The sequence below is a fragment of the Maledivibacter sp. genome, from assembly GCA_025210375.1.
In the GTDB taxonomy this organism is placed as follows: Bacteria; Bacillota; Clostridia; order Peptostreptococcales; family Caminicellaceae; genus JAOASB01.
In genome coordinates this window covers 19,474-46,470 of record JAOASB010000002.1, presented here as the reverse complement: position 1 = coordinate 46,470, position 26,997 = coordinate 19,474, and the positions used below count along the sequence as shown (strand labels likewise).

Here is a 26,997-nt window from a genome sequence, read left to right as displayed (position 1 = left end):
ATATCCTTAATTGTGTTATTATTATGGATATATTACATATTAGGAGAGATGTATGAAATGAGAGTTAAACTAGTTTGTATAGGCGATAGCTTAACTGAGGGGTATGGTATACGCCAGGCTTATCGTTGGAGTAATCTTTTAAATAAAGATTTAAATATGGAAATTATCAATAGTGGTATATCTGGGGATACCACAAGTGGAATGCTTGCCAGATTTCATAATATGGTAATAGTACATAACCCAACCCATGTAATTATCACAGGGGGTACCAATGATTTATGGTTCAATCTTTCAGATGAACAAATTATCAGTAATATTCTTGCAATGACGAGATATGCTCGATATAACGGTATAATATCAATTATTGGCATACCTACGCCCTACTATTATGACAAGCAGGTATGCCCTAACAGTACTTTTCTTGATGCAAAAACCCATAGTGAACGCATTGAAGGCTATAGAAAAAAATTGATAAGCTTTGCCCTAGAGGACGGCCTTAACATTATTGATTTTTCACTAAATATGACTTGTGATTTGTTTCTGGAGGATGGCTTACATCCTAACGAAAGGGGTCATGGAATCATGAAGGAAAATGCCGAGAACGTATTGCTCCAAATTCTGAAGTAATAAAACTAAAAAATGACCCTATAGACCTAAGTCTATGGGATCATTTTAAAACTTTTTTGGAGAAGATATCTCCAGAACATAGGGGTGTTATACCCTATGCTTTTATTTATCAAATAACTTAGGAATAGATTCTTCATATGGTGGGTATGCTATCCCCTTTTCTGTAATGATAGCAGTTATGTATTCTGCATCAGTCACATCAAATGCAGGGTTATAAGTCTTAATACCCTCCGGTGCCATTGGTTTTTCATACCATGTCTTATATATTTCCTCACCTGGTCTAAGCTCTATGTGTATATCGTCACCGGTCTTTGTTTTTAAGTCTATAGTAGATAATGGTGCATGTACATAGAATGGAATGCCATACTTCTTAGCAAGTATTGCTACTCCAGATGTTCCTATCTTATTAGCTGTATCCCCATTATAGGCTACACGGTCACAGCCCACAACAACTGCATCTATCCATCCATTTTTCATAACGATTGATGCCATATTATCACATATTACAGTAACATCTATACCAGCTTCATTTAATTCCCATGCCGTTAATCTTGATCCTTGAAGCAAAGGTCTTGTTTCATCAGCAAACACTTTAAAGTCATATCCTTTTTCAGCCCCAAGATACAATGGAGCCAAAGCAGTACCATATTTAGCAGTTGCTATTGTACCTGCATTACAGTGGGTTAATATTCCCATACCTGGCTTTAATAAGGATAAAGAATATTCTCCAATAGACTTACAAACCGCTTCATCTTCATCCCTTATGACATGTGCTTCTAATCTAAGGGCCTCTTTTATTTCATCAACACTCTTATCTTTATTATTTTTTAAGCATTCTTCCATACGATCTAAAGCCCAGAAAAGATTTACAGCAGTAGGCCTAGAAGAAGCTAAACGCTCCTTTACCTTCATAAACTCATTATAGAAGTCCCCATAGTTTACAGCATTGCTGTGCTTTACCCCAAGATAAGCCCCATAGGCTCCAGCAATACCTATAGCAGGGGCTCCTCTTACCTGTAGTTTATAGATAGCTTCCCAGACATCATCTACAGTTTCAAGCTCCAGATAGCTCGTACGATTTGGCAAAGCAGTTTGGTCCAGAATCACAAGCTGGCTTTTTTCTTCCTCTAGCTTAACAGATTGAAAGTTAAGTACATTGTTTGACATATTCTTTACCCCCCTATAGTGCTTTTTCCGCTTCCTTGATAACTTCTAAGAAATCCTTACCAGTTTTCATCTCATCTCTTTTCATGATAAAGCTTTTACCTGAAAGCATACACAGTCTTTCAGCCCTTGCACGCTTTTCTTGATCTTCAATTATTGTAATATCCTTAACATGGGCGATTCCTACTATCCTTCTTATACCTTCTAATCCTGTAACTGCCGCAGTATCACGTAAAACAGTTTCTAAATAGTATTCTTTAAAGCCCTTGTATTTTGCAGTATACTCAGTAGCCTTTTCATCCCAAGCCTTAAGGAATTTTTCTTTAAATAAATCTATTACATCAACTATAGTTTCTTCTAACCATTTTTTCTGATTACTATCGCCTAAAGCATCTGCATTAGCTAAGGCAAACATGAGATTTGCTATAACATTTCCAATATCGTATCCCATTGGACCATAGAAAGCAAATTCAGGATCTATTATCTTTGTAGAATCTTCCTTTATAAATATGGAACCCGTATGAAGGTCTCCATGTATCAATGATTGAGCATTGTTCATAAACTCAAATTTTAGCTTTGCAGTTTCAAGCCTTAAAGCTTCATCTGCATAAAGATTTTCCTTTACCCACTCAGCATTAGGCCCAAATACATCGTTTCTGTCATTTATGTCACTAAAGGGCTCAGTGTAAACTAAATCTTCGGATATTTCGCAAAGCTCTGGATTAATAAAGTTTTTAACTAATTCTTTTTTAGCCTTATGCTCCATACAAACATCTGAAGTTAAAAGTAATGTATTAACCATAAATGTTGATATGTCATCGGCAAATTTTTTGAATTGCCTATGATTAATCATCTCTGTTCTCATTATAACATGGTCAGATAGATCCTCCATGGCAGTACAATTCATAATTGAATCGTAGCTATATACCTCTGGTACTAAGCCTGGTGCTAGCTTACTTTGAAACTTAAGTATTTCATACTCTATTCTATTACGATCAGGAGATAGCTTGAATTCATCTGATATTCTCGCAACAGGACCTGACTGCTTTATTATCACAGATTTTTCACTATTTAGTGAATCAACCTTAAAGATATAATTTAAATTGCCATCTCCAATTTCCTTACAAGTCAGTTCTTCACCAACATCAAAGATATTTAGCTTTTCTTTAGCATATTCAATAGCATCAGCTTCACTCATAGTAAAATATTTATCAAATTTCATTATAAACCCTCCTAACTTTAGATATGTTCAAATAATTAGTATTTTTTATGCTTCATTTTTATAATATGTTAAACCCAATGCAAGTACTAGTACAGCTCCCTTGATAATATCCATTGAATAGTATGGAACAGAAAGCATAACCAAACCATTAGATAGTGAAACCATCAATAAAGCCCCAAAAAAAGTACCTATGGCATTTGGCTTACCTGCTCCAGCCACAGAGAATCCTATATATGCAGCCGCAACTGATTCCATCAAATAACCAGCTCCACCGGAAGGATTTGACTGTCCAATACGAGCAGCTAAAAGAATCCCTCCTATACCAGCTAAGATAGCCGACATAATATAAGCAATTCTTTTATACTTATCGACCTTTACTCCAGAAAGTCTTGCTGCTTCTTGATTTCCACCAACCACATACATGTATCTACCATGCTTAGTATATTTAAGGAATATGTGTACTATAAGAATTATTAATGCCATTATAATTATAATAGTAGGCACTTTACCCAACTGTCTAAATATTGGTGATATCAATCCAGTTGAGGTTTCGCCATTTGCCATAATCATATTTTGAGAAATTATTTTTCCCCTTGAAAAGGTGGTCGAAACACCATTAAATATAAACATCGCTGCTAAGGTTGCAAGCATATCAGGAATCTTAACCTTAATAATAAATGTAGAGTTAATAAAACCTATTATTGCAGCAACCACTAAAGCCACAATTATTGAAACAAATATATTTTGACCATACCATACAAACATTGCAACGGATACAGCCATAGTCATAGAAGCCACCGATCCAACGGACAAGTCAAAGCCCCCAACAACCAGTGAAATCATAACTCCCGTTGCTATAACTGTAGTAATTGACATAGCTCTTAATATATTTATTAGATTCTGATACTTCAAAAATCTACCTTGAGTAGCAATGGAGAAAAACACAAATATTACAACTATTGTCAAAAGAGTTCCATATTTATATAGAAAATCAAAGAAATTTAGTTTTTTCTTCTGTTTTGAATTTGCATTCTTATTCACTATTTATTACCCCCTGCCGAATAGAATAAGATTTCATCTTCTGATGTATCCTTTGTGATCAGTTCTTTCACAGCTCTTCCATCATACATTACATAGATTCTATCAGAAATTCCTAATATCTCTTGTGTTTCACAAGTAGCATAAATAACTGATTTGCCCTTGGCTACAAGCCTGCCTATTAATTCAAAGATATCTGTCTTAGCCCCAACATCAACACCCTTTGTGGGTTCGTCAAATATATATAAATCCGCATCGGCAATTAACCATTTACCAACTGCTACCTTTTGTTGGTTACCACCTGATAGGTAAGCTACTTTTTGACTTTCATTAGGCGTTTTTATACCAAGGTCTTTAATTGTTTTCCATGATGCCTCAAACTCTTTCTTAAATTGTACAAAGCTATTTTTTGAGAAGTTGTCAAGACTTGGTAAAGTCAGATTGACCATGACGGATTCCTCTACCAAAACCCCTTCTTTTCTACGCTCCTCCGGTACTAAGGCTATACCCTCACTTACGGCTTGATTTGGAGTTTTTAAGTTTAGACTTTTGCCCTTCAAAATAATTTCACCACTAGTAATAGACTCAGCACCAAATAGTGCCTTACAAAGTTCTGTCTTTCCTGCTCCAACAAGTCCACCTATGCCTACTATTTCACCTTCACGGACATTAATATTTACTCCCTTGAGGTTCTTATTATCCTTAAGATCTTTCACCTCAAAGGCAATATCACCTATTTTCACTTCATGCTTAGGATAACTTTCATCGAGACTTCTTCCCAGCATATGTTCTACTACTTCCTTTTCATTTGTGTCCTTTATCTTCATCTGAGTAATGAATTGTCCATCCCTCATTATTGTTATATCATCACATATAGCAAATATTTCAGGTAGTCTATGGGATATGAAAATAATCCCAACATTCCTTGTTTTTAACTCTTCCACTACTCTAAAAAGTTCATCGGTTTCTGATTTTGATAATGGTGCAGTAGGTTCATCTAGTATTAGCAAGGAGCATTTTTGAGCAATGGCTCTAGCTATTAAGACCATCTGCTTTTCTGCTAGAGTTAGTTCTTCAACCTTTTTAGTAATGGGAATCTCAACGTTAAGATATTCTAATACTTCCTTTGCCTTTGCATTAATACTTTTCCAACTAATAAACTGTTTTCCCTTCATACCATTTACCATCTCATCGACTAGGATATTCTCTGCAACAGTAAGATATGGGATTAGGGCTACATCTACCTCTTGATAAACTATTTGAATTCCAAAATCCTTTGCTGCCTCAGTTGACCTGATATTGACATCATTTCCATTAATCTTTATATTGCCTGTCCAATGGGAATAGGCACCTGATAGAATTTTCATAAGTGTAGACTTCCCAGCACCATTAGCACCTATCAGGGCATGTACTACTCCACCTTCTGTGGTAAAGTGGGCTCCTTTCAACGCCTTAACCCCTGGAAACTCAATAGAAATATCCTGCATTTCTACTTTAAAGGCTTCCATTTAATCACCTCGAATCATCATTTTTAATGCTTTATATAAAGGTTATATATAGGGATTTTAGTATAAATTAAGTTATGCTATGAAAACCCTATACTAGTAATTGAACTTACAATTAAACATAACTCGATCAAATCAAAATATTAGGTTTCACAAACCCATTATTTATAACAAGGTTAAGATTAGCTTAAGCAATTAATCTTACTATAAAATTTGAGGAAGAAAGAGATTTCTTTCCTCCTCAAGAAAATATGTTTTACTTAGCAGCTTTGATCTTCTTCATCCATTCTTCATTAAAGGATTCAGATTTACCCCAAGTATCATAAACATCTGCTAATGTTTGAACAGTAACTTGTCCACCAGCTTTCACTAAGTCAGCTTGAGCTATAGTAGTAGCAGGTATCTCATATGTAGCTGGTGTTTCTTCTCCAGCTATTTTCTTAGCAAGAAGTCTAACATTTAATGTACCTACTAGCTTAGCATCTGCTGCGGCTGTCATAATCCATGGAGAATTCTCAGCTTGCATCATTTGAAGATCGGCATTTGAAACATCAACACCAAAAACTTTTATTTCATTTCTATTGTTTTCTTGTAAAGCTGTAAAAGCACCGGTAGCAAAAGCATCCCAGCTTGCCCATATTGCATCTATTTCACCTTCTGGAAATCTAGTAAGTAAAGAACCAATAGCATCGGCATTTAGACCTGCTACGTTTGAGAAATCACCAACTTCTCCTACTACTGCTATTTCTTCAATCTTACCTGCTTCAAGGTACTCCTTATACACTTCTTCTCTTCTTTCCATTGGAGGAAAACCAGCAATCCACATTTTAATAATCTTAGGAGTTTTACCTTCATTTGCATTAACTAAAGCTTCTAAAGATAATCTTGCTAAAGAGAAATCATCTTGAGCTGTACTTGTTACGCCTGATACCTTTGCATTTGTATCAAAGGTTACAACTGGTATTTTTTTCTCTACAGCCTGCTCAATTAAAGCCTGTGCATTATCCTGACCATGGGATACAACTATACCATCATAATCACCAATTAACACTTGATTAAAAATGTCTTCGAATTTTGCATTATCTCCATCAGTAGTAAATGTATCAACCTTAAAGCCTAGAGATTTACCTTCTTCAACTGCACCTGCTAAGAATTGAGCAGTATGCTCATCTGCACCAAGATTTCTTACAACAGCAACCTTGATTTCACCCTTACCTGCCAGTGGAGTACCTTCATAAACATTCTTTGCTTCCACTTCACCGGTACCCTTATCTGCACAAGCAGTAAAGGACATTATAGCCATTACTAAAACCAATAATAATGATAAACTTTTCTTCATTTTAAATCTCCTCCTTGTTATAATGTTATCTATGGATAAATTAAATACCCATCAATGAATTGAATTGCCTAATATTAGGCGTTTAGTTACATTACATAGAGAATTCCTTATAGCGTACCCCTTTAGGGTCAATCCTTCTTAGGGCACTTAGTTCCTCTTTTGTTGGCTCTTCTATAGTAGGAACATTATTCTCCATGATTTTGAACCCAGTTTTTGCTTTAACCTCTTCAATAGTTGTATATGGACTTATAGCTTCTAAATAAAGTCTTTCATTGCTATATCCAAATATACAAAGTGGAGTAACGATTTTATAAAGATTACCTCTGGTCGTGATGAAATCAACGTTTTCAACAAAAGTTCTCGGATCATGCTTCGTTCTCCATATTATTGCTTTCTTAGCAGTTGGAATCAATACAGCACTTCCAGCACCACCAGGAAGCCTAACCTTTGGTTTTTTATAATCACCTATTACTGAAGCATTGACATTGCCCTTTACATCAAATTGAACACCACTCAAAAATGCCACATCCAGACCACCCCTCATGGATAGGTCAAAGATCTTTTCCAAAGGAAAGTTTGCATCGGAGTTTTCCCACAATTCTTCACCAGCAGAAGAATATTCTGAGGTTCTATAGGAATTAGGATTTACCCCTCCAGGTATATTTAAAAGTACAGCTTCTGGGGCATATAAAGCCTTTGATAGCTTCATAGCCACCATGGGCAACTGAGATGAAACCCCATGAAATATTCTTTCTCCATTTTTTAGCATTCTTGCTATGGCACAAACCATTACATCTGCAGGATGATGCTGTTTATCAGCTTGAAAACTAGTATACACCAAGTCTCACCCCCGCAACTTTCTGATTATCCTTATTTTCATAATGCTTAAGATATTTTTGAAGCATATCAGTAGATTTATTTTGGGTAAAGTCCCTAAGAACTCTACTATCAATATCATATAATGTAGGACAACTGCAGGGTGCTGACCCCCTTGGTGCAATTACAATGGTATCAACTATAAATCCAGGTATGCACACATTTTGAGGCTGCCTAGAAAATCTACCCTTACCAACTATCTTTTCAGTTGTTAATATTACTTTTTTGGTCGCTAAAGAAATTAGCTCGTCATCAAACCTTGGCCCATATATTACTGCATTGCCATAGGCATCACATTCATGGACATGGATTATAGCTACATCAGGCTTTATACTCCTTACAACTGTAACCTGCTCTCCTGTAAAGGGATCGGTTATCACTTTGAAATAATCGTTTTCCTTAATGAGATCACTAACCTTTAATCCGCTTACTGGCATAAAATTCAATCCAGCTTTAGCTGCCCTTAAAGCACTCATAACAGTATAGCAAGCATGCTCGTTAGCTCTGATCTTACCACTTTCCACAGCTTTTCTATAATAATTTGCCAAACCAAATTCTGTTTCATAGCTTATAAAACCTGCATCCACAGTATCTACACAGTTTCCTGCACATAATAAGTCCACATCGTGGGCACCTGCCGTCTTTACTATTTTAAGATTTTTTCTTTGTTTTCTTACAATTTCTCTAAGGAATGCCATTGGAGCCCTATGAAGAACATTACCTCCAATAGCTACTATCATTCCATCCTTTACTTCATTAACAGCTTCATTTAAGCTCTTTATCTTAGAAATCATAACTTTATCACCTACTTAACAGCATTTGCTGCTACATTTACAGCATCCCATACTCCCGAAAATGGAGGGGCATAACACAGGTCACTCATACCAATATCTTCAGTTGTCATTCTAGCTTGAATAGCTATGGCAAACATATCTACTCTAAGAACTGCACCTTCTCTGCCTGCAATCTGCGCTCCCAAAATCCTATGGGTTCTTTTTTCATATACAATTTTTATATATAATGTTTCTTGATTCGGATAATATCCAGGATGATTATAGGACTTTACAAAGGTAGTTTCAAAATCAATCTTCATTTGTTTTGCTTCCCTTTCATTTAAGCCTGTCCTAGCCATTTCCATATATAGAACCTTTATAGCCGCTGAACCAAGGGTACCTACAAACTTTTCATGCTTACCCGATAGATTTACTCCTGCTATTCTCCCACACTTATTTGCGGTAGTTCCTAATGGGATATATGCATTTTCCTCCTTAATCAGGTGATAGACCTCTGCACAATCCCCAGCAGAATAAATATCTGGAAGATTAGTTCTCATTTCTCTATCTATGATTATAGCTCCATTCTTAGCTAACCCTATTCCGGACCCCCTTAGGAAATCCGTCGCAGGTCTTACCCCTATGGACAATATAACCATATCAGCATCATATCTACCCTTTGATGTAATTACTCCTTGTACCCTGTCACTTCCCAAAATTTCTTTAAGCCCTTCTCCTAAATGTAAATCTACATTATTGTCCCTTAATTCCTTTTCTGCAATATCAGAGATTTCCTTATCAAAGGGTGTTAATATTCTATCATTTAGTTCCAAAACCTTAACCTTTTTTCCAAGTTCTACCATAGCTTCAGCTAATTCAATCCCTATATAGCCTCCACCAACAATTATTACGTTCTTAATTTCATCGTTTATTATTTCATTTCTAAGCTTTATCCCATCTTCCAGGCTTTTCAGCAAATATACTCCCTTTAAGTTTTTTCCCTTAAAGCTTGGTACTATTGCCTTAGCCCCAGTGGAAATCATAAGCTTATCATATCTATCAAGAAAGATACTTCCTGTATTCAAGTCTTTAACCATTATTGACCTATCCTGAGGGTTAACCTTAATAACCTCATGGTTTAAGTGGGTTTTAATGCCTACACCATTGAAATCCTCTTGAGTTCTAATTATCATTCTTCTATAGTCATCATTAGCACCTGAAACATAGTATGGTAATCCACATGCTCCATAGGATAGGTAGCTTCCCTTTTCATAAACAACTATTTCAGCATTGGGATCAAGCCGCCTTAATTTTGAAGCAGCAGACATTCCCGCAGCAACACCACCTATTACTATGACCTTCATTTTAGACCCCTCCATTTATAAAATCCATAATATTAGATTGAGCTTTGCGTAATGCCTCAGAGGGTTCACTTCTACCTGTAAAAGCACTGTACACAGCTGTATATATTGGCCCAATAATTGAGCCTGTATTTAGCATCTTTGGCATTGGCTTTGCATAGTTAGCTATTAGATCATAATGTGTTTCATACCAAGGATACTCATTAGAGTCATTTTCATATGTGGATTTCCTAACAGGTGATCCAGCAAAGCTTCCTACATACCTATCAACTTCTTTGCTAGTCAAATAAATCAACAGTTTTTCAGCCATATCCTTTTTTTTGGATTTGGCAGTTATTCCAAAGCTCCATGTTACATTCCAGCTAGTATTAAATGTAAGGAATCCTATGTCCCCACGTTCTAAACAATTTTCATCCATAACCATTCCAAGCTGACCGCCCCAGGTAGTAGTCATAACGACCTTCTTGTTTTGAAATGCCTCTTTAACACCATCGTTTCCAAGGTTTTCAGTTCCACTTATGGAATATTTCTTTAGATTTATGTACTTATTAAGACCCCTTAGGCATTCTGGACTATCTAGCTTTGGTAAATGGCTATTTATATCTATAGGCTCTATGCCTTCGTTTCTGATAAAGGGAATCAAATCCAAAAAGATCTCAGATTCATGGGACTTCATTGCAACTGCCGACATATTATCGTAACCATGTACAGCTCTAGCTATTTCAATGTATTCATCAGTAGTAATTGCCCTTTTATCTATTACTCCATAAGCAGCTTCTACAACAGATTTTCTATAAACTATTATATGCCCATCACAGAAGGATGGATATAGGTATCTTATTCCATCTATAGTCATTTCATCTCTTATAACTTCACTGATATCCATATAATCATAGTCTCTGTCATCGTTTTCCTTAAGCTCAGACAAATAATTTTTTTCAACAAAATCTTTAAGCCATAGATGACCTGCAACCATAACTATGTCATAATCTATCTTGCCATTTAGTGAATCCATAAGGGTATCATAATATCTTTCCCATGGAACAATATCAAACTCTACCTTTACACCACTTTTTCCCATAATCCTATCAAGAATTCCATACTCTTCATTAACATAGACATATACTGCTGGATCAGCAACGGCTAGTACCTTTACTATATTATCCTTCATATCTATCACCTTTTTTCCGGCTCACTATCAACTATCCCTACAACCAGAGCATCGATAGGAGCTTCTTGCTCTAATCCACTCTTAACAGCATAATCCGTTGCCACTAGTACTAGTTCACCAATTCCTGCTCCTACTCTATCCGCCGCAATAAATGTGTCCTTTTTATTCCCATAGTAGGGTTCAATTATAAGCAATTTGAAGCCTACAAGTTTTTCATGTTTTCTGGTGGAAATTATGTTTCCCTTTACTTTTCCAAGTATCATTAATCTTCCACCCCTTTCTATTTTAAAAGCTCTAGCTTGTCACCGTTTTCTATAAAAAATGCATTAGCATCATCTGTATCAATATGAAAATCAAGCTTATATCTAGGATTAACACGGATGGTAATATCTGATAATATCCCGCCCTTTGTGCCATCTACCTTTACGGAAACTTTTTGACCATCTTCAACACCATAGTTTTCTGCATCCCTTGGGGTCATATGGATATGTCTGTCAGGAATAATAACACCTTCCTTTAATACAATCCTGCCCCTTGGCCCTTCAAGAATTACTCCCGGTGTATGATTTAAATCTCCGGAGCTTCTTACAACTGGTTTTATACCAAGCACCCTTGCATCAGATTTTGATAATTCAATCTGTGTTTTACTCCGCAAAGGACCTAAGACCCTTACGTTTTCGATCCTACCTTTTTCAGATATTAATGTTACCCTTTCATTTGAAGCAAATTGTCCAGGCTGTGAAATATATCTATTAAGGGTTAATTCATATCCCTTACCAAATAAGGCCTCCAAATCTCCTTGATTTAAATGAAGATGTCTTGCTGAAATAGAAACGGGCACCTTTGCATAATCCTGCTGTAATAACCCACAATCCTTTAGTTCCTCTAATACAAGCATTGTTATCTCTTCTTTGATTTCATCCTTATACATAGGACACCATTATCCTATTATTGGTAATACTTTTTTTACATCCTCAGATGGTCTTGGTATTACATGTACAGCTACTATTTCCCCGTATCTTCCAGCACTCTCCGCACCTGCTTCTACCGCAGCCTTTACTGCTCCAACATCACCTTGAACTACAACGGTTATTAATCCTGATCCTATCTTTTCAGTTCCTATCACCTTTACATCTGCTGCCTTTAACATAGTATCTGCCGCTTCTATAGCTGCTGTTAATCCTCTAGTCTCTATCATACCTAATGCTTCCATTCTTTTTCTCTCCTCTCGTATTTCCTTATTATTTTGTTGTGTTTTTTCTACTTTGTTTTCGCTCATGACTCTCCTCCTCTACTTCACGAGGAATAATATACTTTAATATTTCGCTATGTGGTTTAGATATTACAATAGCATTTTTAAGATGCCTCTTATGCTTTGTCTCTCCAAGTTCTTTTATTATATCTATTGCATCTGTAACCTCTGCTACTTTGCCCCCAACAAAAAGTGTTACTAGCTTCCCTCCTAATGCCGATTCCTTGCTAATAAACTTTACATTTGAAGATTTAATCATTACATCAAGCATTTCTAGGGCAACTGTAAAATATAAAGTTTCTACAACCCCTATTGCTTCAAATTTTTCCACAAAAACACCTACTTAACCGAAGGTAAAATTTTCTTAACATCTGAAGAAGGTCTCGGTATCACATGTACTGCCACTATTTCTCCTAATCTACCAGCACTCTCTGCACCTGCTTCAACGGCCGCTTTAACAGCTCCTATTTCACCTTGAACCATTACTGAAACAAATCCTGAACCTATTTTTTCAGAACCTAATACTTCCACGTTAGCAGCTTTTAGCATAGCATCTGTTGCTTCAATTAAAGCAGTTAAGCCTCTAGTTTCAATAATTCCTAATGCACTCATCATTTCTACCTCCATACCAGCTATTTCTTCTTCACCTTACCAATACTAAGTAATTCATCAACACCATCAGCCTTTTTAGATATACAATGGGTAAAGATATCCTCGCCATCTATATATTTTAAGGCCACCTCCCTAGCAATATCTAAAGCATTTCTAACGCTGGATATATCCCCTTCAAATTTAACTTGAAAGACATTGGGAATCTTAGCCTTATCTCCTGCCCTGGGGTTGTTGCAATCAATTCCTAGTATTTTTATATCAGCACCCTTACAAGCCTTGTCCATAGCATCTAATGCCACACTGTAGCCAAGCACTTCAAGACAACCTACTGCTTTATTACTCATATTTCTCACCTACACAATTCTAAATCCACCTTCTGCAAGTACACATCTTCTAACCCTCGTGAATGTTTTAGCGGATGTTATACCTTCTCCAGTTGGACCTGCAATAGTAAATGTAGTACTACCTTCACCCTTATAGCCTACACCGGCTAAGGTGGGTGCATTTTTCACAAATATGGTAGTATTAATAGCCCTAGCAAATTTCGTCATATGCTCTACACTTTGTGAAAATATAGAAGCAGTATGTCTATTTCCACGTTCTGCTTTAACAGCTAGCTTTATGGCTTCATCTACATTTTCACATCTCACTATTGGCATTACAGGCATCATTTGTTCTAAAGTAACATATGGATGTTCGCTGTCTACTTCGCATATGATTAGCCTAACATCTGGTTTGTTTACACCAATAGCATTTAAAATTTTAGCCGCATCCTTACCTATCCATTCCTTATGTACATGGTATTCCTTTTTCGGCCCCATGGTACAGCTTTTTGCTCCCATTACCTCATCTTCTACTAGGGTTAGATTCATTACCCTTTCTAACTCATTTCTATTTAGCATATATGCTCCATTTTGAAGCATATGATATATCAAGTCATCAGCTACAGCTCTTACTACAAAGGCCTCCTTCTCTGCAATACAAAGTATGTTATTATCAAAGGATGCTCCCTCTATAATTCCCTTTGCAGCTAATTGAATATCCGCTGTCTCATCTACGATAACCGGCGGATTACCGGCACCAGCACCTACTGTTTTTTTACCTGAACTCAATAATGACTTTACCAAGCTTGGCCCTCCGGTTCCAACCATCATCCTTATTTTAGGATGTTTAGTAAGCTCATTTACAGTCTCAATCGTTGGATTTTGTATCATTGCAACAAGATTTTTAGGCCCATTAGCCTTTATAATTGCATTATTAATTAATTGAACTGCAAATGCACTACATTGTTTTGAGGAAGGGTGGACATTAAATACAACACTATTTCCGCCGGCTATCATTGAAATACTATTATTTATTAATGTTTCAACAGGGTTCGTAACCGGTGTAACAGCACCAATAACTCCAAAGGGTGCCATTTCCTCAATCATTAACCCATTATCTCCTGAAATTGCAGATGTTTTTATATCTTCAGTTCCTGGAGTTTTCAAGGCCGCTAGATTAATTTTGGATACCTTATCTTCATATCTACCTAGACCAGTTTCTTCATAAACCAATTGAGCAATCTTCTCATTATTATTAAGCACTTCATTTCTGATAGCTTCAATGATTCTGTTTCTATCTTCTAATTTATAATTAGCTATAAACTCAGTTTGTGCATTGTACGAAGCCTCAACAGCAGCTTCAACACTATTAAAAATACCATTTTCTCCTTGATCATAGCTATTATTTTTTGGATCGTATGCAGCAAATTTTTCTACTTGGGTTGTATTTTTAGCTTCAATGACTGGTTGTAATTTATTAAGAACTTGCTCAACTATTAATTCAACATCTTTATTTGTGATAATATTATCCATCTTATCACCTGCCTTCATCTAGTTTTAGTAATATCTTCTGTGTCACCTTAGCTACAATGGCTTCAATAATTTCATCCTTATTTATTGATTTAGTATTTTCAATTTTTGTTTTTTCCTCGTTGAACCCTTTATCTAATTCCTTTGGGGAACAGGTTGGTACTCCACCTGTCTTTATACCCATCTTTTCTCTCAGATTTATCAATGTACCAACTTGATCACAATTGAGTTCATTTGTCTCTCCAATGACTCTCGATGTATACATAAGTATCGTTGCATAGTGTTCAAGGGTTTCTAGCCTATGATAAGCCTCTTCCAGGCTTTTTCCCCAAGTCAAAGCCCCATGGTTCGCTAATAATACTGCATTATGATCCTTACAAAATGGAGCTATAGAATCAGGCACTTCTTGGGTTCCTGGAGTGGCATAGGGTGCAATTGGAACTCTACCTAATAGCACAACTGCTTCAGATAATAATGGACGGTTAAGTTCAATACCAGCAATGGAAAAGGATGTAGCAACGGGAGGATGTGCATGGGTAACAGCCATTACCTCTTCATTTTCCTCATAAACCCTTAAATGCATTTTCATCTCTGAGGAGGGCTTTAACCTACCAGCTATTCTGTCTCCTTTTAAATTCACCTTTACCAGCATATCAGGAGTCATAAATCCCTTTGACACACCCGTAGGAGTACATATAAAAGCATTTTTACCAACTCTAACGGATATGTTCCCATCATTTGATGCCACAAAATTTCTATCATACATCCTTTTCCCTATTTCGCAAATCATCTTCTTTGCCGCAAATTCTGACATGTATTTTGGTGTCTGTTTATAGTAATACATTCTACACCTCCTCTCCCTTTGATGTTTATATCTTAGGTAATTTGTCTTTTATTATATGTATATTATCTAATATTTCTTTTGTTTTGTAAAGAAATTATTTTGTTTTATTTTTGTTTGTTTTGGTTTAGCTTTGTTTTCACATAATTTCTAATATTTTTTTCACCTATCTGTACAATTCTGGATTTTCATAATACAATATATAGATATGATGGATAAAATAAGTATAAAATGAATTTGAAATCAACATAATCAAAGATATATAGATTTTAATATAAATTTAGGAGGAAGTAATATGCTCGCCATCACAAGAAAAAATAAAATAAAAGAAATTATTATTGAAAAGAAAAGTATAACTGTATCTGAGCTTTCTAACACATTTAATGTAACTGAGGAGACTATTAGAAGAGACCTTCAACAGCTTGAGAAGGAAGGGTTTTTAAAAAGAATCTATGGGGGCGCATACATAGATGAGTCGGTTCAGAGTGATGTATCTGTGAACCTTAGAGAAAATATACTAGTTAAGGACAAGGAAATAATAGCTAAGGAATGTGTTCCATTTATAAAGGATGGAGATTCAATTTTTTTAGATGCTTCAACCACATCTTTTTATATCGCGACAAAAATAACAAAAAAGAACATAACAGTCATTACTAACTCCTTAAAAATTGCTACTAAATTATCTAATTCTAGCAATATAAAGCTTTTATTGATTGGAGGACTATATGATAGACACTCTATGTCCTTTCTCGGTGCGAGTGTTCAACAGGATATGAAGCGTTACTTTGTAGACAAAGCCTTCATTTCATGTCGTTCAGTTCATATGAAATTTGGAATTACTGATTCTAATGATCAGCAGGCGGAGATTAGAAGAATAGCAATCGAGCATTCTAACCAAACATTTTTGGTAGTTGACCATACTAAGCTTGATAAAACCTCTTTCTCAATTATTTCTCCACTTTCATCTGTGAATACAATGGTAGTTAATAAGAAACTTTCTAAGGAATGGATAGCTCTACTAGAAGAGTTGGATATAGAACTCATTCAACCGGATAGGTAAATTAAAGGGCAATCCATATGCTCATCACAAGGGATGCCCATTGGGAGTATAAATAATTTTGTGTCCCACTATGTACTATTTATTTCTCTAGTGTTACTTAGCCTATATAACTTGTGATTCTATCTACATATAAGATATATAGTTATGCTCACAAAAAACCTTCTTTGCTAATATTTTAATTTTTACAAAGAAGGTTTTTTATACTGCTTACACAAAATTTTTTAAAAACTTTTTTTCTTTTTTCCCTCAATTTTATCAAGTAATACTAAATACATTGCATGGGACCATAGTAGGGGATTCGCAACCTCACCCCACTTTTCTTTCCAATACTCTATGTACTTTTCATCATTTACATGGTGTAAAACTTGCTCTGTCATTTCACCACGTTCATTTGCTTTGTCTTCTACCCACATCAATATATTTTTTGCATCACTTAAATTTCCGCTTTCAGCATAATATATTCCTAACCAGCTTGATAACAAAAGCCACTCTCCACCACCATAATAGGTATCTTCAGGGTATCTATGTACTCCTCCATCATGAAGTAGCCTTTCTTCTATAACCTTTACAGTATTTTTAAATATCTCATCATTTATATCAAATAAACCGAAGGGAATAGCTACCCATAATAGACTTGAATCAATGCTATTTGAACCCTGATACTTTGAAATCCTGTTATCAACAACACAATGATCTGAAACGAATGTTTTTATATCCCTTAGTACTCCATCAATTCTACTATCCTCCACGTATTCTGTTATACTTTTTAACCCTCCATATATACATGCAAGGGTTGAAGGATGTACTTTGTCACCATTTTCTTCCCAACAATCATAATTAGGAACATACCAGAAATTAAGGAGGTAATCTAAAGTTATTTTTATACTTTTTTCGTATTTATCAATAAGTTCTTCGGTGTTTGTTTTTTTTATATGCTGGCACAGGGCCCATAACCATGTTCCATAACCATCCAACTGAAAATTTGGCCACTCATCACCGGTTTCGCTTCCATCTAGGTTGTAACGTGTAGGAAGATAATCCGTTGCACCAATTGGCTCCTTTGCTAATTTTTTATTTATAAGACTATTCACTTTTTCTTCCTGCTTTATAACCACTTTATGAACCCAGTCAAAAAATCTTCTTGAGTTTTCAGTTTTTCCTACTATGTCTAGGGAATTGGCAATAAAACTGCCATCCCTCATCCAACTATAATTATAGGTTTCAAAATTTGGACTTGCCACAAAGGCTCCGCTTTCATGTTGATTGTTCACTATTATTTCAATACTTTTTTCTTTTAAATCCATCAGTCATCCTCCATGTAATTAAAATAATTTTTCATTTTCTTCAAATTCTACTACTAAGGTACTCCAAATCTTTATTTGATCTACTTTTACCACGAGATTTTTACCCCTATCCCCATCTAAAATTGTATACTTCAGTTTTTGTGGTCTTCCCATGTTTTGATCTGGGGTAGTAATAAAGACTGATTTAACTTTACTCTCTATTTGAATCTTTAGGGTAATATCATTTACATACTCAACTTTGTTTTTTCCTTTATTCCAGTAATCATCGTTTCCTTTCAAATTAATGAAATTAATTACTTTTCTTATGGGTTTCTCTTTGACAATAATCCATACCTTGTCTGCCTCACCATAGGTACTGATATCAACATTTTCAAAAACATATTCTAAATTATCTCCACAAATATGGGTCATGGATACGTCTCTAAGTTCATGGTCAAACAGTAGGTTTGAATATCTTATAATATAATCATAATAATTCCTTATTTGCCTCACAAAATTATCATCTAAAGTTGAATAGTCCACATAGTATCCTTGAGTCAAAACTCCATTTTTTTCTCCTAAAATCAAGTGATATGCCCCATTTGCTGCGATAACAGAAGTAGCTAGCAAAGCCGCCATATTTGCTTTTTCAATATCCCTATGGGCTTCATCAATATAGGGTCTAAGATAAGCTGCAAGTATTACAGGTTTATTTCCACTATATGTTTTAGCCCAATCTATGATTTTCTTTAGATGTCCATATCTTTCATAGGGATCCCATACTTCAATATACATAGCGTCTTGCTCAGCCCTTGCAACCGTATCTACAGGCCAATTTCCTACGTTGTTAAATATAAGGCATATATCATCCTTTACCTTTTCTAATTCATTTCTTGTATTATTTATGAGAATTGGGAAATGTTCTTCTAGATTCTCTACCCTTTCCACATCATTGATCTTTGAAATCGCCCTTTTAGGAAACCCGTAGGTATCCATGTGGATTCCATCGAAATCTACTTCTTTTATGGCCTTCTTATATTCATTTATTATATGCCTATGCCAACCGCATTTTTCTGATATATTCATGATGTAGAATTTGCCAATAAAATCTACAACCCTTCCACTGCTATTATAAAGAGCCCAATCCCTATGTTCCTTATAAAATGCTTCACTAGCAGCATATACTGCTCCATAGGCGATTGCCTTCATACCGTATCTGTGGCATGTATTTATTTTTGACTTTACCGTACCTAGGTTCAGACTTCTGCCCATAAGGTCTTGAAATTCCTCTGATTTAGGTATCAGATCATCATGTCTATACATCCAATCATAGAACTGCACCAGATTAATATGAAACTTCCTCATATTCTCTAAATCCTGCATATCATCCTTTTCTTCTGTATAAAAATCGCTTAAAAAGCCGTATCTTGTTGAACGTCTCCAGTTATCAACTACATCGAAGGAGCTTGATATTTTTTGTAAAAAACTGCCCCCTTTATCATATACATTTATATCAACGCCATATCCCTTGAATTCGTCATTTTTAGGAGGTATATTTAGATTTAAAGAGGTCTTTGGGTAGGGTAGTTCAACTTTCTTTTCAAAAACCTCCGTAACTTCATCCAAGAACATAATCTTTATTTCTAAGTTCAATTCTTTTCTATCCTTGATTTCCTTAGGAAATTCAACAACCATCACGATGGGTTCACCAGCTAAAAATTGTCCCTTTTCTGGAAATACATCACTTATATATTTAATTAAACTATTTTTATTTTCCATCACTATCACCCTTTCACTGAACCGGCTGTTATTCCCTTAATAAAGTACTTTTGGAAGATTAAGAATGCTATCACCGCTGGGGCAACCCCTATTACAGCCGATGCGGCCATTAGATTCCATTTTGCTCCATATTGTTGAAAAAACATTGATATCGCCAATGGTATGGTTCTTTTGCTTTGGCTTTGAAGGAAAAATACAGCTTGAGCATAATTATTCCAAACCCCTAGACCATTGATAATAACCACAGCAGAGGTCACAGGCTTTAGTAGCGGAAATACTACTCTAAAGAAGGCTGAGAATTGAGTACACCCATCAATGATGGCGGCTTCTTCAATTTCCTTTGACACAGTTTTTATAAAGCTTGTATATAGGAAAATAGAAAATGGAAGGGAATTCGTAGCACAAACTAAGATCATTCCCCAGTAGGAATCTATTCCCCCTATTTTAATCATCAATGTATAAAGTGGTACTGTGTTTATGATCCCGGGAATCATCATTGATAAAAGTAATACATTTAAGATAATACGATTGAATTTATTTTTAGTTCTAGCTATTGCATATCCTGCTGAACTAGCAAGTAATACAATTATCGTTACTGCACCAATAGTTATTATCAAAGAGTTTAAGATTGCTAAACCAATCTTAGATGCTTTCCACGCTTCAGCAAAATTTTGAAAATATATCATAGGTAAAAAATTTGTTTCATCCATAAAGCTTCTAGAAGGAGGACTTGTTGCCAATAAGACCAACACATAAAATGGGGTTATGGAAATCAGTGCTATAAGTGTAACTACCACATACCTGCATATTTTCTTTAAAGTATCCATATTTACTGCTATTCCTCCCTATATTTCAAATTCTCTTGTTCTCATCCATCTTAAGGATATAATTACTGGAACTAAAATTATCAAAAACAATATAATGGCTACGGCTGTAGAATACCCCGTAAAGCTTCCATAGCACATACGCATTATATATATACTCAATGATTCTGTACTATATCCTGGTCCACCCTTAGTAAGAGCCATGATAATTTCAAATACCGATAAAGAACCAATAATATTTGTTATGACATTTATTTTTATAGATTGAATCATAAGTGGTAATGTAACATGTCTAAGGGTTTGAAATTTGCTTGCTCCTTCAATTTTGCTAACCTCATACATCTCTTGGGGTATTGATTGAAGCCCTGCAAGATAAATTATCATCGTCATCCCCACATACTGCCATACGTTTACAACTACTAGCACCCATAGAGCTGTATATCTATCTTGCATCCAGTTTCCAGTGAAAACATTTAAGTTGAGCATATTTGTCACTGCAAACAAAAGTCCTCTTTTGGGTTGCAGTATAAAGTACCATGTGTATCCCATTATCAAAGGACTTATAACGGCTGGCAAATATACTATTGCCCTTACTATACTTTTCCCCCTAAAGTCCTTATCTAAGATCAGTGCATATATAAAACCAAATATATTTAATAGTGGCGCACAGGCAGCAGCAAAAAAAATAGTGTTAACCACATCTGTTTTTGCTCTATCATCCTTGAAGAAATCAATAAAATTATCAAGGCCGATAAAATTTGGTGGCGTCATTCCATTATAATCCGTTAAGCTAAGCCCTATTCCCCTTAAAAGTGGATAAATGAAAAATATTGAGAAAAGAATCATAGCGGGTATTGCCATAAATTTGTGCAAATTCGAGTTTATCTTATACCTTATTTTTTCCACTTACATCTCTCCTAAATACTGCTGTAGATCAGCACTGAATCTACAGCAGTAATTATTTCACTGGGGACTATTTATTAGTTGCATTCCATGCCTTATCCCAGTTTTCTTTATATGCCTTAGCAAAATCTAATGTGCTTTGATACTCACCAGCATAAAGATTCTGAACCAATCTTCCTGCATCATCTCCGGAAAAGCCTGATGGACATTCATTTGTAAAACCAATATTTACACCATTGCTCAAGGCCTTTCCTACTTCATCCTTAATAATTCCCCAATCCGCATCAACATCTTTGAACGCACAAGGCGACTTTATAAATTCACTATATTTCTTTAAGTTTTGTTTATTAAACATAAAATCAAGAAATCTCTTTGCCTCCTCCTTATGCTTACAGTCAGAGGTAATAGCATACACTGAATCCTCGGCACTTAGGATTACTGATTTTGTACCGTCTACGATAGGTGGATAGGGCGAAAAACCTATATCCTTCATATTTTCATTTTTCTCAAGTATCCCACCTAAAGCCCACATACCTTGGCTAATAACAGCGGCCTTACCATTAGCAAAGGCTTCTATTTGGTTATCGTATGTTGCAGTTAAGAAGTCTTCATTTAATAGTCCATTGTCCTTCAATTCTAAGAATCTTTTCCCGAAACTATCCATTGGTCCATTTTCAGCGCCAAATTGAAGTTTTTCATCTTCATTGGAAAGAAAAGCTTTTTTTGCTTCAGTAGTTCCATATTTTTGTTTTACAACACCGTGGGCCATAAACTCTATTAGGTGCCCTAGCATCCATGAATCATTCCCACCAACAAACATGGGAGTCACATCAGGTCTTTTTTCCTTTATAACCATTAGGTTATTTTTAAATTCATCCCACGTCGTTGCTTCTTTTAATCCAAGCTCATCAAATATTTCTTTATTATAAAACATTCCAGCCATTGTCATATTACTTGCTATTTTAAATTGTTTATTTGTCTTTACATCAGTACACATTTGTTTTATCGATGGATTCATCCTTGACCACCACTGTTCTTCTCCTGATAGATCCATGTATTTACCTTGATCAATATAGTCTTGAGTAACTACTGTTGTTATATCTGGAGCAGCATTTGAGGCAAACTTTATTTTTATTGCATTACTGGCCTCTTTCTGAAACTCTTGTTCAACAATGATATCCGGATTTTGAGCATTAAATTCTTTAATCATACCATTGATAAGATCAACCGTTTCAACCTTCCCTGTAAAAAACTTTATCTTTACAGGTTCTTCCTTGGATTGAACATTTTCTGTTTTGGCCCCACAGCCTACAAATGAGCCTATAATTAGAACTAAAGCCATAAGTAGTGAAATTCTCTTTTTAATCATTTTATCTCCCCCTTGATATCGTTTTCCATCGATGTATGCTTCAAAAGTATAGTTCACTTAGAAAACCACTGAAAATACTAGAAGTCAGAGGTAAGCTCATATTTATTATACTTCTGTGGCAAACATCCATAGGGATTTCAGTATAAACTTTAAGTTATACTATGAAAACCCTATATACAGAGTCCCAAGTAAATCCTAATTTATAAATATTAAAACATCCCATGTTCCTGGGGATTTTTGATATGTACAAATCAAAGCTTTAACTAGAATCTCTATATCCTACAATTTCATTATAAATCTTTACACTTTCCAATGAAACACCGTAAATCTTATATGATGGTTCGTGTTTTTTAGAATCACATCTATCTTAGACCCTTCCATGATATAATATTAATATCTAAAGGATTTTGGATAAGCCCTATTATAGGAGTGTTTTTATGACCCACAATTATAGAATAAAAAATTTAGGTATAAGCTTCAAGCTTGTAGTAAGTACTGCACTACTTATTTTATCCTCTGTATTTCTAGTTTCTTATTTATCCTACATTAAGTATACAGATGATTTTAAGGAGCAGTCATCTAAACAGGTACAACAAACCCTTGACCAAGTATCCTTAAATATTGATACTTATCTGGATGACTTATTTAGGCTTTCATTATCTCCATATTATAACGATGATGTCATTGATGCCCTTGATAGGAAGATTGACGATGACGATCTGCAATTTTTAAGCAGGGAAAGAACTATTGAAAATTTTCTCGATCAAATGATGATCTTTCCTAGAGAAGATATTTTAAGGGTCTTTATCATAACCGATAGAATCTACAAAAGTGAACGTATTCCATCGACCTTGGATAATACATTAAGCCCTAAAAAATATGACTGGTATACAAAGGCCCTTGAAACTGAGAAGCCAATATTTGTTCCAGCCCACTTAGAACAATTGATTAAAAAACCAAAACATATAGTTTTTTCCGTTGTAAATAAAATTAAAAGTACAAGAAATCTTAATAGAATTCTTGGGATAATTAAGGTTGATGCTAATTACTCCCGTATTGCGTCGATATGCGAAGGAGTAAATACTGGAGATTATAGCGGGCTTTTTATAATTGATGAGAATAAAAATATTATCTTCTCATCCCTTGATAATATTCCCTATGATGAATATTTAAATTTCTACAGAAATGCTTCCCAAACTAAAGATTCTTACATACTCAGTGAGTACAACGAAAAACATTATTTGCTGAACATAGCGAAAACTACCCATGCGAATTGGTCAATTATAGGTGTAAACTCCCTTAACGAAATAAACAAAAAAGCTGTTGTAACTAGAAACAATAGTTTTCTTATGGCTTTTTTCTGTTCAATATTTGCGATCTTTATACTAGTATTTTTTATCAAATGGTTTTTGAATCCCCTACTTTGTATTGTTTCCAGAGTAAGAAAAGTAGAATCGGGAGATTTTACAGTTAAGTTTCCCAGTGATAAAGATGATGAAATAGGTTATCTTGGAACATCCCTAAATGATATGGTAAAAAGAATAGACTATATGATGAAGGAAAATACAGATTTAGTTAAACAGGTATATGAAGCTAAATATCTTCAAAAAGAAGCACAAGTGAAGAATCTTTTCAATCAAATAAGACCACATTTTATATACAATACCTTAAACATGATAAGCTTGTTTATTCAATGTGGAAAGGAAGACAAGGCAGTTGATAATATCAATAAATTGAGTAGTATATTAAGGGGCATGTCCCATCTGGATAAGGATATAACTTTAGAATACGAGCTGAAACTATTAGATTCATATCTTAGTATCCAATATAGTAGATTTGATGGTAGACTCAAATACTCAATTAATATAGATGAAAAATTTAATTCTTACATAATACCAGCCCTTTTATTCCAGCCAATAGTAGAAAATGCCGTTATTCATGGCTGTGAAGCAAAAAAAGATTTGACTGATATAAATATTTTTTCCCATGAAGAAAGTGATAAAATTATATTTACCATAGAAGACAATGGAATAGGAATGACTAAGGAAGAACTTAATACTTTGAGAAGTAAAATATATAACTATACCACTAACCAGGATGATCTTTTAGACATGGAAAACAGAGGCAGCGGTATTGGGCTTGTAAATGTACATAAAAGAATTCAAATAAAGTATGGTAAAGACTATGGACTACATATAAATAGCACCTTTGGAGTTGGAACTATTGTTAGATTGACTCTTCCAAGATTTGACTATAAAGGGGGATATACGAATGTATAAATTAATGATTGTGGACGATGAACCTCTTACCAGGGAATATATGAAAATAAATGTCCCTAGGTTAGACCAAAGATGGACTGTTTCGGCAGAGGCTATGGAAGGTACTGAAGCATTGACAATTCTACAAAATGAAAAAATTGATTTGATAATCACTGATATTAAAATGCCAATAATGGATGGACTAAAACTCTGTGAATTGATACATAAAGAATTTCCTAATCAGAAAGTAGTTATCCTATCAGGCTTTGAAGAATTTGAATTTGCTAAAAAGGCTATGACATTTGGAGTAAAGGACTACATTTTAAAGCCAATAGTGAAATCAGATTTAAAAAACCTACTAAATGATATGGCTATAAAAATTGAAAAGGATAGCAATAGGGAAATAACTTTTAAGGCTATGATGGATTTATCTAATGAATCCAGAAAGCAGATAGTTCGAAACTTCTTAAAGGCTGTGGTTACAAACTCCTATATCGAAGTAAAATCCCTTTATCCCATCCTATTTAAAATGAAGGAAAACCTTATAGAATCCGACGCATCAATTATGTTACTTAGCATCGACGAAGAAGTATTTCTTCAAAACAGTATGTCAACAAATGAAATACATATCTTAAAATTCATTCTAAACGAAATGGTATCTAATATTTTTCAGGGTGAAGACTCTATTAAGGTTTTTTGTGATGATCAAGAAAACACTTTAATATTAATAAACATTGATAACAACAAGGACTTTAACAAAGAATATAGTAAAATTTTTAATACCCTTTCAAAAGCATTCCTTGATAAAACTGGTATTACAATATCCTGTGGTGTAGGCGAACCTGAGAATGAAGTGCTTCAGCTTCATTCTTCATATCAAAAGGCACTGACAATATTAAAAAACAAGCTGATAAAGCCTCAAAAAAAGCTCTATATTTATTCAGAAGATAACAACAATCTAGACAAAATCCTTAAAATTGATGATGCTTTATCATTAATAAAATCTTCAATCCTAAATAATGATTCCATATCCTATAATATAGCCCTATCAAATTATATAAATCTAATAGAGGACTTTACTCTATCAAATATTTTAATCTTTGGAATTCACATGTTAAAATCCTTACATGGCTTAGATTCTACCAAGGATGAGTACTCAAGCTTAGCTATGAACAAATTAAAGGATTTATGTTCTTCATGCAATGTTGATTTAACCCATACTCAGGTATTATCCATATATAAAGAAGTGGGAAATTTATTTAATAAAAGCTATAACAAGTTAGAAAATGAAGGAGATATTGTATCAACATCCAAGGAATATATTTATGCTCATTATAAAGAGCCCCTAAGTCTTGCACTAATAGCCGACAAACTTTGTGTTTCTCCAAGCTATTTAAGCAGTGTATTTCATAAAAATGTAGGTGAACCCTATACAAAATTCATTACGAGGATCAGAATGGAGGAAGCAGCAAAACTATTTAGAACAGATTATAAAATAAAGGTTTATGATGTAGCTGAAAGAGTCGGATATATAAGTGTAAAACATTTTTCCCACATTTTTAAGAAATATTACAATCTATCTCCCAGCGAATATAAGACAAAATTTACTTTAGACATTTGATTTCTGTCCAAAAAACACAAAATCCTACGATTAATATTTATGTAGGATTTTTTAGTCACTTCCCCCTTCGTTATTTTGTACCTTATCATGGTTAGTTTCAAACATATCGTCATCTTTACAGTTTTTCCAATATTCATCAAGCCCTTCCCTTTGCCATTCGTACCTAAACCTACATATGATTATTGCCAGTATAAAAACAAGTATAATACCTCCTGCTAAGATAGCTGTAGTCTTATCAACTAAAGTTATATTATTCATTAATTCAC

The 26,997-nt window shown here is 34.7% G+C and carries 27 protein-coding genes; 4 read left to right on the top strand and 23 right to left on the bottom strand.

Going from position 1 to position 26,997, the window contains the following annotated elements; translation table 11 throughout:
• The first annotated feature begins 57 nt into the window (after positions 1-57).
• On the top strand, positions 58-627 hold the full coding sequence (locus tag N4A68_00375) for a GDSL-type esterase/lipase family protein (GenBank protein ID MCT4562774.1): 570 nt from the start codon (positions 58-60) through the stop codon (positions 625-627).
• A gap of 102 nt (positions 628-729) precedes the next feature.
• Here N4A68_00375 and mtnA read toward each other — a convergent pair whose 3' ends face one another.
• From mtnA to N4A68_00290, 17 genes are all read right to left on the bottom strand, one after another.
• Complete coding sequence (gene mtnA / locus N4A68_00370) at positions 730-1,794, bottom strand: S-methyl-5-thioribose-1-phosphate isomerase (protein MCT4562773.1); 1,065 nt, start codon at positions 1,792-1,794, stop codon at positions 730-732.
• 13 nt (positions 1,795-1,807) lie between these two features.
• Positions 1,808-3,016 carry an S-methyl-5-thioribose kinase gene (gene mtnK, locus N4A68_00365; protein ID MCT4562772.1) on the bottom strand — a complete coding sequence of 403 codons (1,209 nt, stop codon included), beginning with the start codon at positions 3,014-3,016 and terminating at the stop codon, positions 1,808-1,810.
• A gap of 42 nt (positions 3,017-3,058) precedes the next feature.
• The gene (locus tag N4A68_00360) at positions 3,059-4,054 is read right to left on the bottom strand and encodes an ABC transporter permease (protein MCT4562771.1); all 996 of its coding nucleotides are present in this window, start codon (positions 4,052-4,054) and stop codon (positions 3,059-3,061) included.
• Complete coding sequence (locus N4A68_00355) at positions 4,054-5,559, bottom strand: sugar ABC transporter ATP-binding protein (protein ID MCT4562770.1); 1,506 nt, start codon at positions 5,557-5,559, stop codon at positions 4,054-4,056. The genes N4A68_00360 and N4A68_00355 overlap by 1 nt, the downstream gene beginning before the upstream one ends.
• A 253-nt stretch (positions 5,560-5,812) precedes the next feature.
• Entirely contained in the window at positions 5,813-6,895 is a 1,083-nt protein-coding gene (locus N4A68_00350) for a sugar ABC transporter substrate-binding protein (GenBank protein MCT4562769.1), read from the bottom strand.
• A 91-nt stretch (positions 6,896-6,986) separates the two neighbouring features.
• Positions 6,987-7,733: a CoA-transferase gene (locus N4A68_00345; protein MCT4562768.1), complete on the bottom strand. Its 747-nt coding sequence runs from the start codon at positions 7,731-7,733 to the stop codon at positions 6,987-6,989.
• Positions 7,723-8,565, bottom strand: a complete 843-nt coding sequence (locus N4A68_00340) for a CoA transferase subunit A (protein MCT4562767.1) — start codon at positions 8,563-8,565, stop codon at positions 7,723-7,725. Before N4A68_00340 ends, N4A68_00345 begins: the two co-directional genes overlap by 11 nt.
• An 11-nt stretch (positions 8,566-8,576) precedes the next feature.
• Positions 8,577-9,908, bottom strand: coding sequence for a CoA-disulfide reductase (locus N4A68_00335; protein ID MCT4562766.1), 1,332 nt, complete (start codon positions 9,906-9,908; stop codon positions 8,577-8,579).
• A 1-nt stretch (position 9,909) separates the two neighbouring features.
• A complete protein-coding gene (locus tag N4A68_00330; protein ID MCT4562765.1) occupies positions 9,910-11,076 on the bottom strand; it encodes an extracellular solute-binding protein in 1,167 nt (388 codons plus the stop codon).
• 5 nt (positions 11,077-11,081) lie between these two features.
• Positions 11,082-11,339, bottom strand: coding sequence for a EutN/CcmL family microcompartment protein (locus N4A68_00325; GenBank protein MCT4562764.1), 258 nt, complete (start codon positions 11,337-11,339; stop codon positions 11,082-11,084).
• Between the two features lie 17 nt (positions 11,340-11,356).
• Positions 11,357-12,007: a phosphate propanoyltransferase gene (locus N4A68_00320; protein MCT4562763.1), complete on the bottom strand. Its 651-nt coding sequence runs from the start codon at positions 12,005-12,007 to the stop codon at positions 11,357-11,359.
• 9 nt (positions 12,008-12,016) lie between these two features.
• Positions 12,017-12,289: a BMC domain-containing protein gene (locus tag N4A68_00315; GenBank protein ID MCT4562762.1), complete on the bottom strand. Its 273-nt coding sequence runs from the start codon at positions 12,287-12,289 to the stop codon at positions 12,017-12,019.
• 28 nt (positions 12,290-12,317) lie between these two features.
• Positions 12,318-12,659 carry a BMC domain-containing protein gene (locus N4A68_00310; GenBank protein MCT4562761.1) on the bottom strand — a complete coding sequence of 114 codons (342 nt, stop codon included), beginning with the start codon at positions 12,657-12,659 and terminating at the stop codon, positions 12,318-12,320.
• An 8-nt stretch (positions 12,660-12,667) separates the two neighbouring features.
• Positions 12,668-12,943 carry a BMC domain-containing protein gene (locus tag N4A68_00305; protein ID MCT4562760.1) on the bottom strand — a complete coding sequence of 92 codons (276 nt, stop codon included), beginning with the start codon at positions 12,941-12,943 and terminating at the stop codon, positions 12,668-12,670.
• A 17-nt stretch (positions 12,944-12,960) separates the two neighbouring features.
• Positions 12,961-13,284 carry a BMC domain-containing protein gene (locus N4A68_00300; protein ID MCT4562759.1) on the bottom strand — a complete coding sequence of 108 codons (324 nt, stop codon included), beginning with the start codon at positions 13,282-13,284 and terminating at the stop codon, positions 12,961-12,963.
• 9 nt (positions 13,285-13,293) lie between these two features.
• A complete protein-coding gene (locus N4A68_00295) occupies positions 13,294-14,796 on the bottom strand; it encodes an aldehyde dehydrogenase EutE (GenBank protein MCT4562758.1) in 1,503 nt (500 codons plus the stop codon).
• Positions 14,797-14,800: 4 nt separating this feature from the next.
• On the bottom strand, positions 14,801-15,637 hold the full coding sequence (locus tag N4A68_00290; GenBank protein ID MCT4562757.1) for a class II aldolase/adducin family protein: 837 nt from the start codon (positions 15,635-15,637) through the stop codon (positions 14,801-14,803).
• A 292-nt stretch (positions 15,638-15,929) separates the two neighbouring features.
• On the opposite strand from N4A68_00290, the gene N4A68_00285 reads away from it, so the two are divergent.
• Complete coding sequence (locus N4A68_00285; GenBank protein ID MCT4562756.1) at positions 15,930-16,694, top strand: DeoR/GlpR family DNA-binding transcription regulator; 765 nt, start codon at positions 15,930-15,932, stop codon at positions 16,692-16,694.
• Positions 16,695-16,915: 221 nt separating this feature from the next.
• Here N4A68_00285 and N4A68_00280 read toward each other — a convergent pair whose 3' ends face one another.
• From N4A68_00280 to N4A68_00260, 5 genes are all read right to left on the bottom strand, one after another.
• Positions 16,916-17,998, bottom strand: coding sequence for a glycoside hydrolase family 15 protein (locus N4A68_00280; GenBank protein MCT4562755.1), 1,083 nt, complete (start codon positions 17,996-17,998; stop codon positions 16,916-16,918).
• A gap of 18 nt (positions 17,999-18,016) precedes the next feature.
• A complete protein-coding gene (locus tag N4A68_00275; protein MCT4562754.1) occupies positions 18,017-19,756 on the bottom strand; it encodes a glycoside hydrolase family 66 protein in 1,740 nt (579 codons plus the stop codon).
• 5 nt (positions 19,757-19,761) lie between these two features.
• Entirely contained in the window at positions 19,762-20,583 is an 822-nt protein-coding gene (locus N4A68_00270) for a carbohydrate ABC transporter permease (GenBank protein ID MCT4562753.1), read from the bottom strand.
• An 18-nt stretch (positions 20,584-20,601) separates the two neighbouring features.
• Entirely contained in the window at positions 20,602-21,486 is an 885-nt protein-coding gene (locus N4A68_00265) for a sugar ABC transporter permease (protein ID MCT4562752.1), read from the bottom strand.
• A gap of 67 nt (positions 21,487-21,553) precedes the next feature.
• Positions 21,554-22,852 (bottom strand): extracellular solute-binding protein, encoded by a 1,299-nt coding sequence (locus N4A68_00260; protein ID MCT4562751.1) that lies wholly within the window; start codon positions 22,850-22,852, stop codon positions 21,554-21,556.
• Between the two features lie 437 nt (positions 22,853-23,289).
• On the opposite strand from N4A68_00260, the gene N4A68_00255 reads away from it, so the two are divergent.
• Positions 23,290-25,131, top strand: a complete 1,842-nt coding sequence (locus N4A68_00255) for a sensor histidine kinase (protein MCT4562750.1) — start codon at positions 23,290-23,292, stop codon at positions 25,129-25,131.
• The gene (locus N4A68_00250) at positions 25,124-26,731 is read left to right on the top strand and encodes a response regulator (GenBank protein MCT4562749.1); all 1,608 of its coding nucleotides are present in this window, start codon (positions 25,124-25,126) and stop codon (positions 26,729-26,731) included. Before N4A68_00255 ends, N4A68_00250 begins: the two co-directional genes overlap by 8 nt.
• A 51-nt stretch (positions 26,732-26,782) precedes the next feature.
• Here the strand turns inward: N4A68_00250 and N4A68_00245 are convergent, their stop codons facing one another.
• Positions 26,783-26,989, bottom strand: a complete 207-nt coding sequence (locus N4A68_00245) for a hypothetical protein (GenBank protein ID MCT4562748.1) — start codon at positions 26,987-26,989, stop codon at positions 26,783-26,785.
• Between the last annotated feature and the right edge of the window lie 8 nt (positions 26,990-26,997).

Bases quoted from the DNA above. Each gene is read 5' to 3' on its own strand.
- N4A68_00375 (MCT4562774.1), top strand. From the start codon at position 58: ATGAGAGTTAAACTAGTTTGTATAGGCGATAGCTTAACTGAGGGGTAT.
- mtnA (MCT4562773.1), bottom strand. From the start codon at position 1,794: ATGTCAAACAATGTACTTAACTTTCAATCTGTTAAGCTAGAGGAAGAA.
- N4A68_00355 (MCT4562770.1), bottom strand. From the start codon at position 5,559: ATGGAAGCCTTTAAAGTAGAAATGCAGGATATTTCTATTGAGTTTCCA.
- N4A68_00350 (MCT4562769.1), bottom strand. From the start codon at position 6,895: ATGAAGAAAAGTTTATCATTATTATTGGTTTTAGTAATGGCTATAATG.
- N4A68_00340 (MCT4562767.1), bottom strand. From the start codon at position 8,565: ATGATTTCTAAGATAAAGAGCTTAAATGAAGCTGTTAATGAAGTAAAG.
- N4A68_00335 (MCT4562766.1), bottom strand. From the start codon at position 9,908: ATGAAGGTCATAGTAATAGGTGGTGTTGCTGCGGGAATGTCTGCTGCT.
- N4A68_00330 (MCT4562765.1), bottom strand. From the start codon at position 11,076: ATGAAGGATAATATAGTAAAGGTACTAGCCGTTGCTGATCCAGCAGTA.
- N4A68_00325 (MCT4562764.1), bottom strand. From the start codon at position 11,339: ATGATACTTGGAAAAGTAAAGGGAAACATAATTTCCACCAGAAAACAT.
- N4A68_00320 (MCT4562763.1), bottom strand. From the start codon at position 12,007: ATGTATAAGGATGAAATCAAAGAAGAGATAACAATGCTTGTATTAGAG.
- N4A68_00315 (MCT4562762.1), bottom strand. From the start codon at position 12,289: ATGGAAGCATTAGGTATGATAGAGACTAGAGGATTAACAGCAGCTATA.
- N4A68_00305 (MCT4562760.1), bottom strand. From the start codon at position 12,943: ATGATGAGTGCATTAGGAATTATTGAAACTAGAGGCTTAACTGCTTTA.
- N4A68_00300 (MCT4562759.1), bottom strand. From the start codon at position 13,284: ATGAGTAATAAAGCAGTAGGTTGTCTTGAAGTGCTTGGCTACAGTGTG.
- N4A68_00295 (MCT4562758.1), bottom strand. From the start codon at position 14,796: ATGGATAATATTATCACAAATAAAGATGTTGAATTAATAGTTGAGCAA.
- N4A68_00290 (MCT4562757.1), bottom strand. From the start codon at position 15,637: ATGTATTACTATAAACAGACACCAAAATACATGTCAGAATTTGCGGCA.
- N4A68_00285 (MCT4562756.1), top strand. From the start codon at position 15,930: ATGCTCGCCATCACAAGAAAAAATAAAATAAAAGAAATTATTATTGAA.
- N4A68_00280 (MCT4562755.1), bottom strand. From the start codon at position 17,998: ATGGATTTAAAAGAAAAAAGTATTGAAATAATAGTGAACAATCAACAT.
- N4A68_00275 (MCT4562754.1), bottom strand. From the start codon at position 19,756: ATGGAAAATAAAAATAGTTTAATTAAATATATAAGTGATGTATTTCCA.
- N4A68_00270 (MCT4562753.1), bottom strand. From the start codon at position 20,583: ATGGATACTTTAAAGAAAATATGCAGGTATGTGGTAGTTACACTTATA.
- N4A68_00260 (MCT4562751.1), bottom strand. From the start codon at position 22,852: ATGATTAAAAAGAGAATTTCACTACTTATGGCTTTAGTTCTAATTATA.
- N4A68_00255 (MCT4562750.1), top strand. From the start codon at position 23,290: ATGACCCACAATTATAGAATAAAAAATTTAGGTATAAGCTTCAAGCTT.
- N4A68_00250 (MCT4562749.1), top strand. From the start codon at position 25,124: ATGTATAAATTAATGATTGTGGACGATGAACCTCTTACCAGGGAATAT.
- N4A68_00245 (MCT4562748.1), bottom strand. From the start codon at position 26,989: ATGAATAATATAACTTTAGTTGATAAGACTACAGCTATCTTAGCAGGA.